Raw genomic sequence first — 14,797 nt, forward strand, 5'->3', positions numbered from 1 at the left:
GCCCGGCCCGGCGGCCGAACGCGCCGCCGGGCCGCGGCCGGGCGGTCAGGCGATCCGTACCGGCAGCGTCCGCACGCTGTTGGAGACGAACGAGGCGATCGGCTCCGGGGCGGGCCCGTCCGCGGCGGCCAGGGTCGGGTAGCGGCCGAACAGGCCGCTCAGTGCGGTCTCCGCCTCCATCCGGGCGAGTCCCGCGCCGAGGCAGAAGTGCGGGCCGTGGCCGAACGACAGGTGGCGGCCCGCGTGCCGGGTGACGTCGAAGCGGTCCGCGTCCGCGAAGTGGCCGGTGTCCCGGCCGGCGGAGGCGTACGAGGCGAGCAGCGCCTCGCCGCGGCGGATCACCACGTCGCCGACCGCGATGTCCTCGACGGCGTAGCGCAGCGGGAACTGACCGACGGGCGAGTCGTACCGCAGGGTCTCCTCGACCACCGCCGACCAGGTCACCTGCCCGTTCCGGACGAGCTCCAGCTGTTCCGGGTGGGCGAGCAGCGCGCGCACCGCGTTGGTGATCAGGTTGAGCGTGGTTTCGTGGCCGGCGACGAGCATCAGCAGCAGCGTGCCGACGAGTTCCTGTTCGGTGAGCCGGTCGTCGGCCTCGCGGGCGGCGATGAGGTCGGTGGTGAGGTCGTCACCGGGACGCTCCCGCTTCGCGGCGATCACCGAGCCGAGCAGGGCGAACAGCCCCTGCTGCGCGGCGACCGCGGCCTCCGGGGTGGCCGAGCTGCTGACGAGCGTGTCGGAGAGCGCGTGCAGCTCGTCCTGCTGGGCGGCCTCCAGGCCGAGGAGCTCGCCGATGACCTGCATCGGCAGCGGGTACGCGAAGTGCTCGCGCAGGTCGAAGTCGCCCTCCAGCAGGGCGAGTCCGTCGAGGAGGCGGGTGGTGCGGGCCTGGATGGCGGGGGCGAGCTCGGCGATCCGGCGCGGGGTGAACGCCTGGGTGACGAGGGCGCGCAGCCGCCGGTGGTCGGCGCCGTCGACCGTGATCATGCCGGGCACCGTCACGAAGTTGACCAGCGGCCAGCCCTTGGGCAGCCGGCCCTCCCGGAACGTCTCCCAGAGCTGCGGGTTCTTGCCGACCCGCGGGTCGGCCAGCAGCTCCTGCAGGGTGTCGTGGTGGGTTATCGCCCAGACCACCACCCCGCCAGGGAGTTCCACCAGGACCGCAGGGCCGGCCTCGCGGAGCCGCGCGTTCTCCCCGTGCTGGTCGCGGCCGAAGGGGTCGAGGATGACGGGGGCGGGACGGGCGGCGGTGTCCATGTCGGCCTTTCGTGCGGGGCGGTGGGGCGGGGCGGGGTGAACGCGCTGTACAGCACCGGCAGATCGACCAGGGCGCGCGACCACGGGGAGGGGCGCCACGCCAGCTCGGGTGCCGGTACGGCGAGCTGGAGGTCGGGCAGGCGGTGCAGCAGGGTCTCGACCGCCGTCTCGACGATCAGCCGGGCCGGGTGCTGGGCCGGGCAGACGTGCCGCCCGGCACCCCACGCGAGGTGCGCGCGGTTGCCGCCGATGCCGTCCGGCCCGTGCACGGCGGGGTCGGCGTTGGCGCCGGCCAGGCCGAGCACCAGCATGTCGCCGGCGCTGATGTACTGGCCGCCGAGCACGGTGTCGCCCGTCGCCCACCGGCCGGGGAAGTTCTGCGTGGGCGGGTCGCGCCACAGCACCTCGTCGAGCGCGTCGGAGACGCTGAGCCGGCCGCCCGCCAGGGTGTTGCGGAAGCGGCGGTCGGTCAGCAGCAGCCGCAGCGTGTTGCCCGTCCAGTTGATGGTGGTCTCGTTGCCGGCGACGAGGATCACCACGAGGTGGTGCACCGCCTCCTCGTCGCTCAGACCCGCGTCGTGCGCGAGCAGCCAGGAGGTCAGGTCGGCGCCGGGCTCCTCCCGGCGGCGGCGCACGAGGTCGACCAGGATCGCCTGGAACTCCGCGTTCGCCCGGACGGACTTCTCGCTGCTGTCGACGAAGTGGCTGATCAGCTCGATGAGATGGGGCCCGGCCTCGGCGGGCAGGCCGAGCAGCTGGGTGAAGACGAGCAGCGGCAGCCGCCGCGCGTACTGCGCGATGAGGTCGGCGGTGCCGTCCGGCCCCCAGCTGTCGATCAGCGCGTTGGCGGCGGCCTCCGTGGTGGCGCGCAGCTGCCGGTGGTCGATCCGGGCCAGGGTGTCCGCCACGGCGGCGCGCAGCCGCTGGTGCTCGGCGCCGTCCAGGTTGAGCAGGGTGGGCCGCCAGGAGGTCATCGGCAGCAGCCGGGAGTCGGCGGCGAGCCGGCCCTCCTTCGGCACCCGCCAGCGCCGCGAGTCCTTGGAGAACAGCTGCTCGTTGCGGGTGAGTTCGAGCAGTTCCGGGTAGCCGAGCACGAGCCAGGCCTCGACGCCGGGTTCGAGTTCGATCGGGGCGACCGGCCCGTGCTCCGCGCGGAGCCGGGCGTACAGCCCGTGCGGGTCGTCGGCGACGGCGGGTCCGAAGAGCGGCGCCGCCGCGCCCCGGTGCATCGGGCAGCCGGGCGGCGGGGTCGGACCGGCGTCGGGCAGGGGCGTGGTCATGTCTGGAGCTCCAGGACGGACGTGGAGTGCAGGTGGGCGACGAAGTCGATCAGCACGTCGTACGCGGCCTGCCGGTCGCGGACGTCGCAGTGCAGGATCGGCACGTCGGGCAGCAGGTCGAGCGCGGTGCGCAGCTCGTCCTCGGGGTGCTGGGGGGAGTCGGGGAAGAGGTTGACGACCACCGCGAACGGGATGCCCTGTTCCTCCAACTGCCCGAGCACGTCGAAGCTCTCGCCGATCCGCCGGCTGTCGACGATGGCGAGGGCACCGAGCGCCCCGCGGGACAGGTCCTCCCACAGCGGCCAGAACCGCTGCTGCCCCGGGGTGCCGAAGAGGTAGAGCGCGAGCCGCGGGTTGAGGGTGATCCGGCCGAAGTCGAGGGCGACGGTGGTGGTGGTCTTGCCCTCGCGGCCGGTGAGGTCGTCGATGCCGGCGCCGGCCGTCGTCATGGTCTCCTCGGTGCGCAGCGGGGTGATCTCGCTGAGCGAGCCGACGAGGGTGGTCTTGCCGACCCCGAACGGGCCGGTGACGAGCACCTTGACGGCACTCTGCACGGTGGCGGGCAGGTACGAAGGCTCAGCGGAGCTGGCGGAGGCCAACGAGCACCTCCTCCAGGAGCGCGGTGGGCAGGCGCTCGGCCCGCGGGACGTCCGGCGACCGGTGGACGGCGGTCGCCGGGGGCAGGACGTGGACGGCGCCGAGGTCCCAGAGGTCGCCGACCAGCACCTTCACGACGCTGAGCGGCAGGTGCAGGTGGGCGGAGATCTCGGCGACGGCGAGCAGGCTCCCGCAGAGCGCGAGGATGCGCCGGTGTTCCCGGTTGAGCTCGGCGCCGGAGGTGTCGGCACCGGGCACGGCGGAGACCAGGCTCTCCAGGGCGAGCACGTTGCGGCTGGGCCGGCTCCGTCCGCCGGTGATGACGTACGGCCGGACGGGGCCGCTCATCGCGCGTCCCCGGCCGGCTGCTCGACCCGGGGCGGACTCGTCAGGTGGGCGCCGATCCGCTCGACCAGCACCTGCATCTGGTAGGCGACGAGGCCCGCGTCGACGGCCTCGCCGGTGACGACGGCGAGGTGGGTGCCGGCACCGGCGGCGACGATGAACAGGTAGCCGCCGCCGTACTCGACGACGATCTGCCGGGTGGCGCTGGTGCGCCCGCCGAAGCCCTGGGCCACGCCGCGGGCGAGCGACTGCAGGCCGGAGCAGGCCGCGGCGAGCCGTTCGGCGTCGTCGCGGCCGATGTCGGAGCTGCGGCCGATCTCCAGGCCGTCGTTGGACACCACGACGGCGTGCTGCACCTCGGGCACGGTGGCGATGTCCGTGAGGAGCCAGCCGAGGTCAGGGTTGCTGGTGGTCATAGGAGTCTCCTGCCCGCAGGGGCTGTTGGGGGGAGGCGGGGAGCGTGCCGGCCGGCCCGGTGGGGGGCTCGGCCGGGGAGCCGGGGGGCTGGTGGTGCAGGGTGGCCGACCGTCCGCTCGCGGTGCCGGCCTGGAAGAGCGCCATGAACGCCTGTGCCTCCCGCGCCGAGCGCGGCGGTTCGGGGACGGCGGCGGGTACGGTGTCCGGCCGGGCGGCCGCGGGGGCGGCGTGCCGGCGGTTGGACCGGCGCGGCAGGGGGCCGTCCGGTGCGGTGGTGGCGGCCTCGTCCGCGTCGGCCGCCGCGGCTGCCGCGGTGCCCGCGGCCACGGTGTCGGGCCGGGTGCGGGCGCGGTCGGCGGACGTGTCGTCGGGGAGCGGCCGGTGGGCGCGCGGACGGTCCGCGGACGGCCGGGCCGCGGCGTACGGGGCCGGGGCGCCCGGGCCGCCCATCTCGGGCAGCGGGTCGGTGAGCAGGGCGCCGGGCAGCAGCACGACGACCCGCACGCCGCCGTACGGCGAGGGGGCGGAGCTGAGCGTGACCCGGAAGCCGTACTGCTCGGCGAGTCGGCCGACCGCGGCGAGGCCCAGCTGCGGCACCTCGCCGAGCCGGGACACCTCCAGCCCGCCGCCTCCGGCGAGGGCGGCGGCGGCCTTCTCGACGGCCTGTTCGGGCATGCCGACGCCGGCGTCGTCGATCTCGACGACGGCGCCGTTGTGCACGGGCAGCAGGGTGACGAAGACCTGGGTGCTGGGCGGGGAGTAGCGGGTGGCGTTGTCGAGGAGCTCCGCGACGGCGTGGATGAGCGCCTCGGCGGCGGCGCCGATCACCGCGGTCTCCAGCCGGCTGCGCACCACGACCCGCTGGAACGGGAGGATGCGGGACTGCGCGCCGCGCACCACGTCCTCCAGGGAGACGGGTTCGGGCCAGTGGCGTCCGGCGCGGGCGCCGCAGAGCACCGCGAGGGTCTGGGCGAGGCGGGCCTGCTGGGCGGCGGCGTGGTCGGCCTTGAGGAGGCCTTCGAGCAGGGCCGGGTCGTCGTGGGTGCGCTCCATCTCGTCGAGGCCGGCCTGCTGGTCGTGGGCCATGACGAGGATGCGGCGCGCCACGCTGAGGAAGGCGCGCTGGGTGGCGGCGGTGTGGTCCTGCTCCTGCCGGGCGGCGGCGTGTTCGGCGCTGCTCCGGGCCAGTTCGGACGCCAACTGTGCGTGCAGGGATTCGAGTTCGTCCTGCTGCTGTGCGTGGCGCCGGCGCAGCGTGAGCCCGACGGCCCGGTAGCGCGCGGCGCTGAGCACCGCGAGGACGGCGAGGACAACGGCTGCCGCCGCGCACCACTGAGTCATCGTCACGCGGCGAATTCTAAGATGATGATCCTACGAAAGTGTGAACAGATCGCAGGATTGGTGAGCTGCACGCGTCAACGGCTCGCGTCCGGCAGGTGGCGGACCGTCACCCCGGACGCCGGGCCGACCTCCCGGACCCGGGTCCGGACCACCCGCTCCACCTGCGCCGGAACCCCGCCGGACAGCCCGGACGTCACCGGCCGCGGGCCGTCCTCACTGACCGTCGACCTCGCCGTACGGCTCCGGCGGACGCGCCGCCACCGGCCGCAGACTGCGCAGCCCGCGGGCGACCGCGAAGGCCCGGCGGAGCGTCGCGCCGACGCCGTCGGCCCGGACGGCCCCGGAGCCCGCGGACGGAGGCTCGACCGACGGGCGCTGTCCCGGGATGAATCCGGTGGCGGGCGGAGCCGTCCGGGCCGTCTGCGTCATCTCTCCACGTCCTTCGTCTCCTGCCGGATGCCGCCGGAGGCGGACCGGGCTCGTGCCGTCCCTGCGACACCTACCCCGCAGGACTGCAATTCTTGTCGCGGTTCGGCGACGGGACGGTCTCGGAACCCACCCGAATCGGTACCGATCGCCCGGATCGCCCACCCGGATCGCCCACCCGGATCGCCCGGACCGCCGTCACGGGGCGGAGTCGACCGCGATCATCGTGCCCTGCAGCAGCGCGACCTCCTTGCCCGGAACCCCGGCGGTCACGGACCGTATCTCGGCCCCCACGACGGTGATGGTGCGTCCGCTGCGCACGACGGTGCCGGTCGCCCGCAGCCGCTCGCCGACGCCGGGGCTGAGCAGGTTGAGCTTGAACTCGACGCTCAGCACGTCCTTGCCCTCGGGCATCAGGGAGAGCGCGGCCGCACCGGCCGCCGCGTCCGCCAGGGTGGAGATCGCGCCCGCGTGGACGAACCCGTTCTGCTGGGTCACCCCGGGGCGGACGGGCAGGTCGAGCACCACCCGGCCGCGGGCCAGCTCGACGATCTCGACGCCGAGGGTCGCCAGCAGCGGCTGACCGGTGAGGTTGCTGCGGAGCCGGTCGGTGAGCGTTTCCATGCGGCGGTCCAGGTGCGCGGGTGCGGGCGGGGCTCCCTGAACCCTCCGTCGGCGACCGGCCCGGCGTCAACCCTCGCCCCGGCCGGCGGGGCGCCCCGGCGCAGGAAAGCACCGAGGCCCGCGCGGCGGCGCGGGCCTCGGTGCCGGGGGCGTACGGGCCCCGGGGCGGGCGTGGGCGCCCGCGGGAAGGAGTCAGACGAGGTCGGCGTCGCCGTCCGCCCGGTCGTCGGCACCGGTGTCGGGCAGTTCGCTGCCGGTCACGGCCCTGGCGTCGCCGATGCGGTGCTGCTGCCCGTCCGCGTGGGCGCTGGGTGCGGTCAGCGAGGCGACGACGCCGACGGCGAGGGAGGCAAAGGCGAGCATGCTGCGCTTCTTCATGCCCTGCACAACGCGCGGCGCGGCAGGGGGTCACGGCCCGGCCCCCGCCGGCGTGCGGGCGGCCCGTCCGCCGCCGTCCGCCGCCGTCCGCCGCCGTCCGCGGGGTGCCGGCGGGCCCTGCGGTACCGTGCGCCCGGCCGGTGGACCGGCCGCACCGCCGAACCGGGAGACCCCGTGCCCTTCATCACCGTCAAGCAGCTGGCCGGCCGCACCGAGGAGCAGCGCGCCGAGATCGCCCGCGCCCTCACCGACGCCTACGCCCGGGCCACCGGCCTGGCCGCGGACAAGATCTGGGTGGCCATCGAGGAGGTGCCCGCCGAGAACTGGGCGATCGGCGGTGAGACCCTCGCCGCCCGGGCCCGGACGGCCGCCGGCCCCGGTGGTGCCGCGGACTGAGCGCGGTCGGCCCGGCGGGGTGCCCGTCGGCTCAGATGCCGTCGACCTTGAACGGGTCGTGCTCGGCCAGCAGCCGGTCGAGCCGGGCCTGGTCGACCCGGGAGGTGATCGCGCCGGCGTCCTGGCGGTCGCGGACGACCTTCGCCAGCGTGAACGCCGAGGTGATCACGTACAGCAGGGCGACGGCCAGGAAGGCGCGCATCCACGCGTCGACCGGCAGGTAGGCGATCCCGATCGCGAGGGCGGCCGTCGCGAGGGCGAACGAGAGGACGGCCTGCGCGTAGTAGGCGGCCGTGGTGCGGGACTGGATCGGTGCGCTCATGACGGCAGCGTCCCGGAGGCGGGCCCGACCGGCATGAGTACGGGTACTCAGCTTCGCAGCTCGTTCACCCTCCGTGACCGGCCCCCTGGCAAACCATCGCAAATCGCCCATTCCTCGCGTAGACCGAACGAATCAACCGGCTCAGGCGCTTGGAATCAAGGCAGGCATAGCATTAACGTTTGATAACGCAGCGCGGTCGGCAACGCCGTACCGACTCGGCACCGTGCGCGTGTCGCTCAATCCCGCGGTCTGCCTTCGCCGGTGGGCCCGGGAGCCGGGGAACCACGTTCCTTGGGGTGAATCGGCCGGGCCCAGGCCCAGCCGTAGGAGACCTTCCTGCTCCGAACCCGTCAGCTAACCCGGTCGGCGAGAGGGAAGGAAAGGAGTGCGCCTCCGTGGCGTCGACGCACTCGGCGGAGCCCACCGCCGCAGCCACCCAGCTCCTCGACCACCCGCGTGAGCAGGCCGACCAGGCCCGCCACCGGATGCCCCGTCAGACCAGGGGCACCAGCCCGCTGTTCGGCGTCACGGCCACCATGGCCGCCACCTTCGGCGCCGCAGGCCTGACCGCCGCCGCCGCAGGCCCCGCCGCCGCGGCCGAACCCGCCGTGTCCGCGCCCGACGAGGCCGCCGACACCGCCGCCGATCCCGGTCTCGCCCTCGCCGCCCGCATCCAGCAGCAGGCCGACAACCGCCGCACCGCCGCCGACGAGGCCGCCCGGCTCGCCGCCGCGCAGGAGGCCGAGGCCCGCCGCGCCGCCCAGGCCGCCGTCGACGACGCCGCGCTCGCGCTGCCCACCACCGGCTACACCCTCGGCACGCCGTACGGCCAGTCCAGCACCTGGGCCCACCTGTACACCGGCCTCGACTTCGAGGCCCCCGCCGGCACCCCGGTCACCGCCGTCGCGGCCGGCACCGTCACCTCCGCCGGCTGGGCCGGCTCGTACGGCTACCGCGTCGTCCAGACCCTGCCCGACGGCACCGAGATCTGGTACTGCCACCTCTCCCGCCTCGCCGCCACCGACGGCCGCGCCGAGCGCGGCGCCGTCCTCGGCGCGGTCGGCGCCACCGGCACCGTCACCACCGCCAGGCTCCACCTGGAGGTACGGCCCGGCGGCGGCGCACCGGTCGACCCGCTCGGCTGGCTCCGCTCGCACGGCGTCCAGCCGTAACGGCCCCCGCCTACACGCCGCCCGGCTCGTCCCGGGCGGCGTCCGCGTAGGCCTGCAGCTCGGCCGTGCCCGGCTCCGGCGCCAGGTCCGGGTACTCCCACAGCAGCAGCTCCGGCAGGCCCGGCAGCGTCCAGTCGCCGCACAGCCACAGCGCGCCGTCCTCCGCCACCTGCTCGAACTCCTCGAACCCGCCCGACAGCTCGGGCGGCATCGGCTCGCCCAGCGCGGTCAGCCCGGCCAGATTGCGGTAGCTGCGCCGCATCAGCCCGTACTCCAGCAGCCGCCGCGCGCCGTCCGTGGCCATGCCGATCGCCAGCAGGTGCGCCGGCCCCCAGCCGAGCCCGCCGTCCGCGTCCTCCATGGCGTCCAGCGTGCCGGCGTCCACCAGGGCCGCGTACGCCGCGACGCGCTCCTCCGGCGCCAGCGCGCGGAACGCGTCCAGCCAGTCCCGCACCGCGTCGACGTCGCCGGTCTCCACCCCGTCGGCCTGCAGCAGCAGGGTGTACAGCCGCGGCCAGGTGAGCAGCTGCGGCCGGCGCAGCAGCGTGCCCAGCAGCTCGCCCTGCCACTCCGCCTCGGCGTGCAGGCGCTCCCACCGCTTCGCGTTGAGCCGCCGCGCAGCCCGCTGGCGGTCGATGAGCAGCCGCACCGCCGCCCCGTACGCCTCCGGCCCGGCCCAGGGCTGCACGTACAGGTGGAGCCGCTCGTGCAGCAGCTGCTCCACCACCGCCGACCCCAGCTCGGGCCAGCCGTCGTGCAGCGGCGCGCCACCCAGTTCGAGCAGCGTCAGCACCGCCCGTACGGCCTCCTCCGGCACCGGGGGCAGGCCCTCGGCCTCCGCCCAGGCGAGCAGCTCCTCGGTGCGGGTACGGGGGATGAGCTGCAGGTCTTCGTCGTCCACGCCCCGTACGGTAGCCGGTGCGCCCCCTGCCGCGCGGCCCGGCCGCCCTGTCGGCCGCCCGCAGGGTAGGGTCGGCCGCCATGACCCCGGCCCCCGTCCGCACGGTGCACCCGGTCCACCTGGAGGGCCCCCGCCTCGCCGTCCGCGAGTTCCGCCTCGCCCCGGACGACGTCGCCGCCCTCCACGCGGTGTTCGGCGACCCGGAGACCGCCCGGTACCTGCCCTTCGAGTCGCAGGACGAGGAGGAGTGCGCCGACCAGATCGAGCTCTACCTCGACGAGGCCCGGCAGGAACCGCGCACCGCCTACCGCCTGGCCGTCACCCTCCGTGCCGACGGCCACGACCCGGCGCCCGTCGGCAACGCCGTCCTCGGCCTCGAAGGCGACCGTGCCGCCTCCCTCGGCTACGCGCTGCGCCGCGACACCTGGGGCAACGGCTACGCGGGCGAGATCACCGCGCTGCTGTGCGGGTTCGCCTTCGGCACGCTCGGTCTGCACCGGCTCGCCGCCCGCGTCGACCCCGCCAACACCGCCTCCGTGCGGGTGCTCACCCGGGCGGGGTTCCGGCCCGAGGGGCGCATCCGCCACGACCTCCACCTGCGCGGGGCCTGGCACGACTCGCTGCTGTTCTCCCTGCTGGAGGACGAGTGGGGGCGGCCGTCCGCAGCACGGGGGTAGGGAGAGCCCCACCCCGGACCGGGCAGCAGGCCGGATTACCCCCGGCCGCCGGCTCCGGCACCGTGGACGTCGTCACACCGCGACACCACCGAGGGGACCTCGCCATGACCGCCCAGCCACTGCCCGCCGCCGCCCGGCCGGTGTCCGTCCACGCCGCCGACCCGACGGACACCCCGCGCCGGCCCGGGTTCCTGCGGGCACCGTTCTCCGCCGTGACCTACCGGGAGATCGGCTTCGCGCTCAGCTCGCTGCCGCTCGCGATCGCCGGGTTCGTCCTCACGGTGACGCTCTTCTCCGTCGGCACCGGCCTGCTGCCCACCGTCACCGGACTGCCGCTCCTCGCCCTGCTGACGATCGTCGCGCGCGGCCTCGGCGCCTTCGAGCTCCACCGCGTCCGCGTCCTGCTGGGCACCCCGCTCGCGGCCCCGGAGCCCGTCCGGCCGACCCGGCGGGGCGTGTGGGGCGGGATCACCGCCCGCCTCGCGGACGGCGCCGGCTGGCGGGCCGCCCTGCACCAGGTGCTCATGTTCCCGTGGGCGGTGCTGACCTTCACCGTCACCCTGACCTTCCTGGTCACCGGCTGGGTGGTCGCCCTCTACCCGCTCTACCACTGGGTCTTCGCCCGCTACACCGACTGGCCGGGCTACCAGCTCTACGACTACACCAACGGCAGCGGCCACCACCGGTACTACGTCACCTCGCCCGCCCAGATCGCGGCGCTCTCCGCCGTGGGCCTGCTGCTGGTCCTGCTCACCCCCGTACTGGTCCGCGGGCTCACCGCGGTGCAGCGGGCCGCCGCCCGCGGCCTGCTCGCCGCCCGCTGAACCCCGGCCGGGCCGCGGATGCGCACCCCCGCGGCCCGTGGTCCGATGGGCCGGTACCCCCGCCGCCCGCCGAGGGAGCCCGCCGTGCTGGTGACGTCCCGCCCCCTCGACGAGTACTGCGGCTTCTTCGGTCTCACCCGCGCCGCCCTGCACAGCCTGCCCGGCCCCGTGCTGGACTGCCCGGGCGGCGCCGCCGCGCTCGCCGCCGAGGCCCGCGCCCTGGGCTGCGAGGTCGTCGCCGCCGACCCGCTCTACGCGCTGCCGCCGGCCGACCTGCTGGCCCTCGCCCGCACCGGCCGCGACGTCATGGCCGAGGCGATGCGCACCAGCCCGCGGCTCTACCCGGCCCGCCCGCAGCTGCACCCCGAGAAGTACCTGCGCAGCTGGGACCGGGCCCGGACGCTCTTCGCCGCCGACCGCACCGCCCACCCGGAGCGGTACGTCGCCGCGGCCCTGCCGCAGCTGCCGTTCGCCGACGGGGTGTTCGCCCTCACCCTCAGCTCGTACCTGCTCTTCGCGCACCCGGAGCACTTCACCCCGGAAGGCCGGCGCGACGCCCTGCTGGAACTCGTCCGGGTCACCGACCCGGCCGGTGAGGTGCGGGTGCACCCGCTGCACGACGGCGCCGGCCGCCGCTGCCCGCAGCTGGACGCCCTGCGGGCCGAGCTCGGCCGGCACGGGGTGGCCAGCGGGATCGAGGTGCACCGGGTGGCCGGACGGCCCCGGCGGATCCTCCGCCTGCGGGCCGTACGCGGACGGGCCGTACGCCGCCGGGCGGGCATCCGCCCGTCCGCGACAAGTGCGCCGGCCGGGACAAGTGCGCCGACCGGGACAAGGGCCGTTGCGGCCCCGGGCCTCAGGACGTGGTGGTGACGTCCGGTGCCTGCACCTGGGCCGGGACGACCGGCCCGGCGGGCGCCTCCGCCGTCCCGGCGGCCTGCGGCGCTGCAGAACCGGAAGGCCCGGACGGCCCGGTGGGTTCAGTGGGTTCTGCGGCCGCGGCCGGGGCCGGCAGCACCCGCAGGATCTCGTCCGCGACCGACTTCCGGCGCGAGTACGGCGGCACGTTCCGGGTGTTGCGGACCTTGTAGGCGACCGCCGCCCGCAGCGCCGCCCGCTGCTCGGCGGAGAGCGACGACTGCGCCGCCATCGCCCGCGCGGCCATCAGCGCCTGCAGCAGCTCGAACGGCGACAGGTGCCGGTCGATCGCCGCCACCACCAGGTCGACGTTCTCGGGGTCGGGCTTGCCCTGGAGCAGCGCGAGGGCCTGCACCCGCAGGCCCTCCACGCCCGTGCCGAAGAGGTCGCGCACCTGCTGCGGGCTGAAGTTGAGGGTCTCGGCCGCCAGCACGGTCTGGTTCACCGAGTCGGCGAGCGTCTGCCGGTCGGCGGCCGACAGCGCCCGGGCCAGCAGCAGCCGGGTCAGCAGCCAGCCCGCCAGGAAGCCGAGGATCGTGAAGTACACGGCGAGCGAGGCGGCGAACCCCGCGGCGCCCGACCCGCCGCCGACGGCCGGGGCGAGCGCGTCGCCCAGCTGCCGCAGCCGGTGCGGAAGGGAGCCGATCTGGGTGAGGCCCGCGCCGAGGAGGATCTTGGTGAGCCAGTCGGAGACCTGCTCCAGGTTGGTGTTCGGGGCGTAGCCCGCGGTGGAGGTCGCGCCCCGGTCGTCCGGGTCCGCGGCCGCGCCGCTGGTCAGCAGCTTCGGGATGCCGAACAGGAAGCCGAGCAGGCCGCCGCCGACCGCGAAGGTCGCCGCGACGATCAGGCCTCCGCCGAGCGCCCGCACACCGTGCTCGCTCGCCAGGGCGTGCAGCACCAGCCCCACGAGCCCTGCACCGACCACCCCGGCCAGCCCGTACCTCACAGCCGGTCCCGGCTGCCCCCCGTGCTCCAGCTCCACCGAGCCACTCCCCACCCACGGTCCGACGGTCCGCAGTGACTGTAGCGGACCGCCCGATCACTCCGGGAGGTCGCCGGCCGGGGCCGTTCCCGGCGGCGGGCCGCGACGGACGGCGGACGACGGGCCCGCGACGGGCGGCGTACGGCGGACGGTGGGCGGCCGGGCCCGGACATGCAGACGGCCCGTGGACTGTCTCCTCGACGTGCCGCCCCTGAGGGCCGCACGCGCGAGGCACCGGGGATGTACCGGTGAGTCCACGGGCCGGGTGACTGCTTGGGTCTGCGCCTGCCGCCGGAGGCCGTCAGGCCTCCTACTGCCACAGGCAGGGGCGGCTCTAGCGAGCAGCCACCTCACGCATCCTGATGGAACTCAATTCAGGATCACCTCCTTTCAGTGTGCGGCCACCTTAGGCACGCACCCGCGGGAGGGGCAACGGATTTTCGATGAAAAAGGCCGAAGGCCCGGCAGACGGATCTGCCGGGCCTTCGTGCTACTGAGTAGCGGGGACAGGATTTGAACCTGCGACCTCTGGGTTATGAGCCCAGCGAGCTACCGAGCTGCTCCACCCCGCGTCGGTGAACACCACCCTACGGGAGTGCCGCGTCGATGGGAAATCCGTTACCCGTGGGGCGGGCCGGCCGGTGGGCCGCCGGGTCGCGCGCGGGGGACGGACCGGCCCGCGGGGCGGGTGCCGGCCCACACGGCGAAGCCCACCAGCAGGGCGAAGGCGGGCACCATGACCAGCCCGTACACCAGGAGGAAGCCCTCGGTGCCGAGCTCCGCCGCGGCGTTCCACGCCCCGTGCAGCGCGACCGCCCCGGCCAGGCCCGCCGGGGCGGCGAGCCGGGCGAGCCGGCGGCGGCCGCTGGTCAGCGCCACCGCGATGCCGAGCCCGGTGAGCGCGGTGAACAGCGGGTGGGCGAACGGCGAGAGCAGCACGCGCAGCACGAAGGTGTGCACGGTGGTGTCGAAGTCGCGGAGCGTGGGCGGCTCGCCGAGGCCGAGGGAGTCCAGCCGCGCCTGCTGGTCGCCGGTGAAGGCGCGGCCCAGGTAGAGGGCGTTCTCGGTGAAGGCGAAGCCGCAGGCGGTGACGGTGCCCAGCACGGTGCCGGCGGCGAGGGTGCGCGGGCTCGAACGGGCGCGTGCGTGCCGCGGCACGCCGGGCGGCAGCTGCACCGGCGGCCGGAAGTACGGCAGCGGCCGCAGGTGCGGCCGGAGCCGGGCCAGGGCCGGAGCCCCCCGGCCGTCGCGCGGGCGGGGCACCGTCCCCGCCCCGTCCGGCGCCAGCAGCGCGCAGGTGCGATCCGTCCGGCACGACGGCCGGCGGCGTACGGGCACGAGCAGCACCAGCAGGGCGCCGCCCTTGCACAGCTCCTCGATGAGCGGGGTGACGAACGCGGCGCCGAAGGCCTCTCCGCGGCCCGTCCCGTGGTGGGCGGCGAGGTAGTCGCCGGCCCAGCCGTTCGCGAGGATCGCGACCGTCGTCGCCGTGCACGCCCCCCAGGCCAGGCAGAACAGTGCGTGCCGCAGCGGCACCCGGGCGGCCTGGTTGAGCCAGGCCACCGAGCCCAGCACGAACGGCAGCGGCAGCAGGGACAGTCCCAGGCCGACCAGCAGGCCCGTGGTGCCGGTCTGGCGCTGCAGCAGGTGCAGGATCAGTGCGCCGCTGCCGGCCAGCGCCAGGGCCGCCGGCACGGCGGAGGCCGCCGGGTGCCGCCGCGCGCGGCGCAGGGCCCGCAGCACGGCGCCGGACGGCGGCGTGCCGGTGCGTCCGGCCCGCGGTCCCGCCGGCCCCACCGGAAGCGCCGGAAGCGCGGGCAGGCGGGCGGACCGGCGCGCGGGCGGTACGGCGGCGGGGTGCGCCGCGGCGCCGAGGGGCGGGATGCCGAGGGACGGGATGCCGCTGGGGGGACGGCTCACGCCGAAAGCGTAGGTGAGAC

At 75.8% G+C, this 14,797-nt stretch carries 18 protein-coding genes, 1 tRNA gene and 1 riboswitch; of the genes, 5 read left to right on the top strand and 14 right to left on the bottom strand.

Annotation, left to right across the window (positions count from 1 at the left end; all coding sequences use genetic code 11):
- Positions 1-45: 45 nt before the first annotated feature.
- The 9 genes from SNE206_RS25210 to SNE206_RS25250 all read right to left on the bottom strand — a co-directional run bounded on the left by SNE206_RS25210 (position 46) and on the right by SNE206_RS25250 (position 6,665).
- Positions 46-1,227 (bottom strand): cytochrome P450, encoded by a 1,182-nt coding sequence (locus tag SNE206_RS25210; RefSeq protein ID WP_407915798.1) that lies wholly within the window; start codon positions 1,225-1,227, stop codon positions 46-48.
- Positions 1,119-2,537, bottom strand: coding sequence for a cytochrome P450 (locus SNE206_RS25215; RefSeq protein ID WP_407915772.1), 1,419 nt, complete (start codon positions 2,535-2,537; stop codon positions 1,119-1,121). Before SNE206_RS25215 ends, SNE206_RS25210 begins: the two co-directional genes overlap by 109 nt.
- Complete coding sequence (locus tag SNE206_RS25220; RefSeq protein WP_407915773.1) at positions 2,534-3,136, bottom strand: GTP-binding protein; 603 nt, start codon at positions 3,134-3,136, stop codon at positions 2,534-2,536. The genes SNE206_RS25215 and SNE206_RS25220 overlap by 4 nt, the downstream gene beginning before the upstream one ends.
- Positions 3,114-3,482 (bottom strand): DUF742 domain-containing protein, encoded by a 369-nt coding sequence (locus tag SNE206_RS25225; protein WP_407915774.1) that lies wholly within the window; start codon positions 3,480-3,482, stop codon positions 3,114-3,116. Before SNE206_RS25225 ends, SNE206_RS25220 begins: the two co-directional genes overlap by 23 nt.
- Positions 3,479-3,895 (bottom strand): roadblock/LC7 domain-containing protein, encoded by a 417-nt coding sequence (locus SNE206_RS25230; protein WP_407915775.1) that lies wholly within the window; start codon positions 3,893-3,895, stop codon positions 3,479-3,481. The genes SNE206_RS25225 and SNE206_RS25230 overlap by 4 nt, the downstream gene beginning before the upstream one ends.
- Complete coding sequence (locus SNE206_RS25235) at positions 3,876-5,237, bottom strand: sensor histidine kinase (RefSeq protein ID WP_407915799.1); 1,362 nt, start codon at positions 5,235-5,237, stop codon at positions 3,876-3,878. The genes SNE206_RS25230 and SNE206_RS25235 overlap by 20 nt, the downstream gene beginning before the upstream one ends.
- 213 nt (positions 5,238-5,450) lie before the next feature.
- Complete coding sequence (locus SNE206_RS25240) at positions 5,451-5,666, bottom strand: hypothetical protein (protein ID WP_407915776.1); 216 nt, start codon at positions 5,664-5,666, stop codon at positions 5,451-5,453.
- Positions 5,667-5,861: 195 nt separating this feature from the next.
- Positions 5,862-6,287, bottom strand: coding sequence for a PaaI family thioesterase (locus SNE206_RS25245; RefSeq protein ID WP_407915777.1), 426 nt, complete (start codon positions 6,285-6,287; stop codon positions 5,862-5,864).
- 192 nt (positions 6,288-6,479) lie between these two features.
- Positions 6,480-6,665, bottom strand: coding sequence for a hypothetical protein (locus SNE206_RS25250; RefSeq protein WP_407915778.1), 186 nt, complete (start codon positions 6,663-6,665; stop codon positions 6,480-6,482).
- Positions 6,666-6,839: 174 nt separating this feature from the next.
- On the opposite strand from SNE206_RS25250, the gene SNE206_RS25255 reads away from it, so the two are divergent.
- Positions 6,840-7,061, top strand: a complete 222-nt coding sequence (locus SNE206_RS25255) for a tautomerase family protein (protein WP_407915779.1) — start codon at positions 6,840-6,842, stop codon at positions 7,059-7,061.
- Positions 7,062-7,092: 31 nt separating this feature from the next.
- Here the strand turns inward: SNE206_RS25255 and SNE206_RS25260 are convergent, their stop codons facing one another.
- Complete coding sequence (locus SNE206_RS25260) at positions 7,093-7,383, bottom strand: YiaA/YiaB family inner membrane protein (RefSeq protein WP_405012102.1); 291 nt, start codon at positions 7,381-7,383, stop codon at positions 7,093-7,095.
- A gap of 223 nt (positions 7,384-7,606) precedes the next feature.
- Positions 7,607-7,767: riboswitch (cyclic di-AMP (ydaO/yuaA leader) on the top strand.
- Between the two features lie 11 nt (positions 7,768-7,778).
- Here SNE206_RS25260 and SNE206_RS25265 point away from each other — a divergent pair.
- A complete protein-coding gene (locus tag SNE206_RS25265) occupies positions 7,779-8,555 on the top strand; it encodes a M23 family metallopeptidase (RefSeq protein WP_407915780.1) in 777 nt (258 codons plus the stop codon).
- Positions 8,556-8,565: 10 nt separating this feature from the next.
- Here the strand turns inward: SNE206_RS25265 and SNE206_RS25270 are convergent, their stop codons facing one another.
- Positions 8,566-9,456 carry a hypothetical protein gene (locus SNE206_RS25270; protein ID WP_407915781.1) on the bottom strand — a complete coding sequence of 297 codons (891 nt, stop codon included), beginning with the start codon at positions 9,454-9,456 and terminating at the stop codon, positions 8,566-8,568.
- 80 nt (positions 9,457-9,536) lie between these two features.
- Between SNE206_RS25270 and SNE206_RS25275 the strand changes: the two genes are divergently transcribed.
- The 3 genes from SNE206_RS25275 to SNE206_RS25285 all read left to right on the top strand — a co-directional run bounded on the left by SNE206_RS25275 (position 9,537) and on the right by SNE206_RS25285 (position 11,830).
- Positions 9,537-10,133: a GNAT family N-acetyltransferase gene (locus tag SNE206_RS25275; protein ID WP_407915782.1), complete on the top strand. Its 597-nt coding sequence runs from the start codon at positions 9,537-9,539 to the stop codon at positions 10,131-10,133.
- A gap of 104 nt (positions 10,134-10,237) precedes the next feature.
- The gene (locus SNE206_RS25280) at positions 10,238-10,957 is read left to right on the top strand and encodes a sensor domain-containing protein (protein ID WP_407915783.1); all 720 of its coding nucleotides are present in this window, start codon (positions 10,238-10,240) and stop codon (positions 10,955-10,957) included.
- An 84-nt stretch (positions 10,958-11,041) separates the two neighbouring features.
- Positions 11,042-11,830 carry a hypothetical protein gene (locus tag SNE206_RS25285; protein ID WP_407915784.1) on the top strand — a complete coding sequence of 263 codons (789 nt, stop codon included), beginning with the start codon at positions 11,042-11,044 and terminating at the stop codon, positions 11,828-11,830.
- On the opposite strand, the gene SNE206_RS25290 is transcribed toward SNE206_RS25285, so the two are convergent.
- The 3 genes from SNE206_RS25290 to SNE206_RS25300 form a co-directional block, all read right to left on the bottom strand.
- Positions 11,814-12,821: a hypothetical protein gene (locus SNE206_RS25290; protein ID WP_407915785.1), complete on the bottom strand. Its 1,008-nt coding sequence runs from the start codon at positions 12,819-12,821 to the stop codon at positions 11,814-11,816. The two genes, SNE206_RS25285 and SNE206_RS25290, sit on opposite strands and share 17 nt — an antisense overlap.
- 534 nt (positions 12,822-13,355) lie before the next feature.
- A tRNA-Met gene (locus SNE206_RS25295) sits at positions 13,356-13,429 on the bottom strand.
- Positions 13,430-13,475: 46 nt separating this feature from the next.
- Entirely contained in the window at positions 13,476-14,777 is a 1,302-nt protein-coding gene (locus SNE206_RS25300; RefSeq protein ID WP_407915786.1) for a PrsW family intramembrane metalloprotease, read from the bottom strand.
- Positions 14,778-14,797: the final 20 nt, after the last annotated feature.

Source organism: Kitasatospora sp. NE20-6 (genome assembly GCF_045862635.1).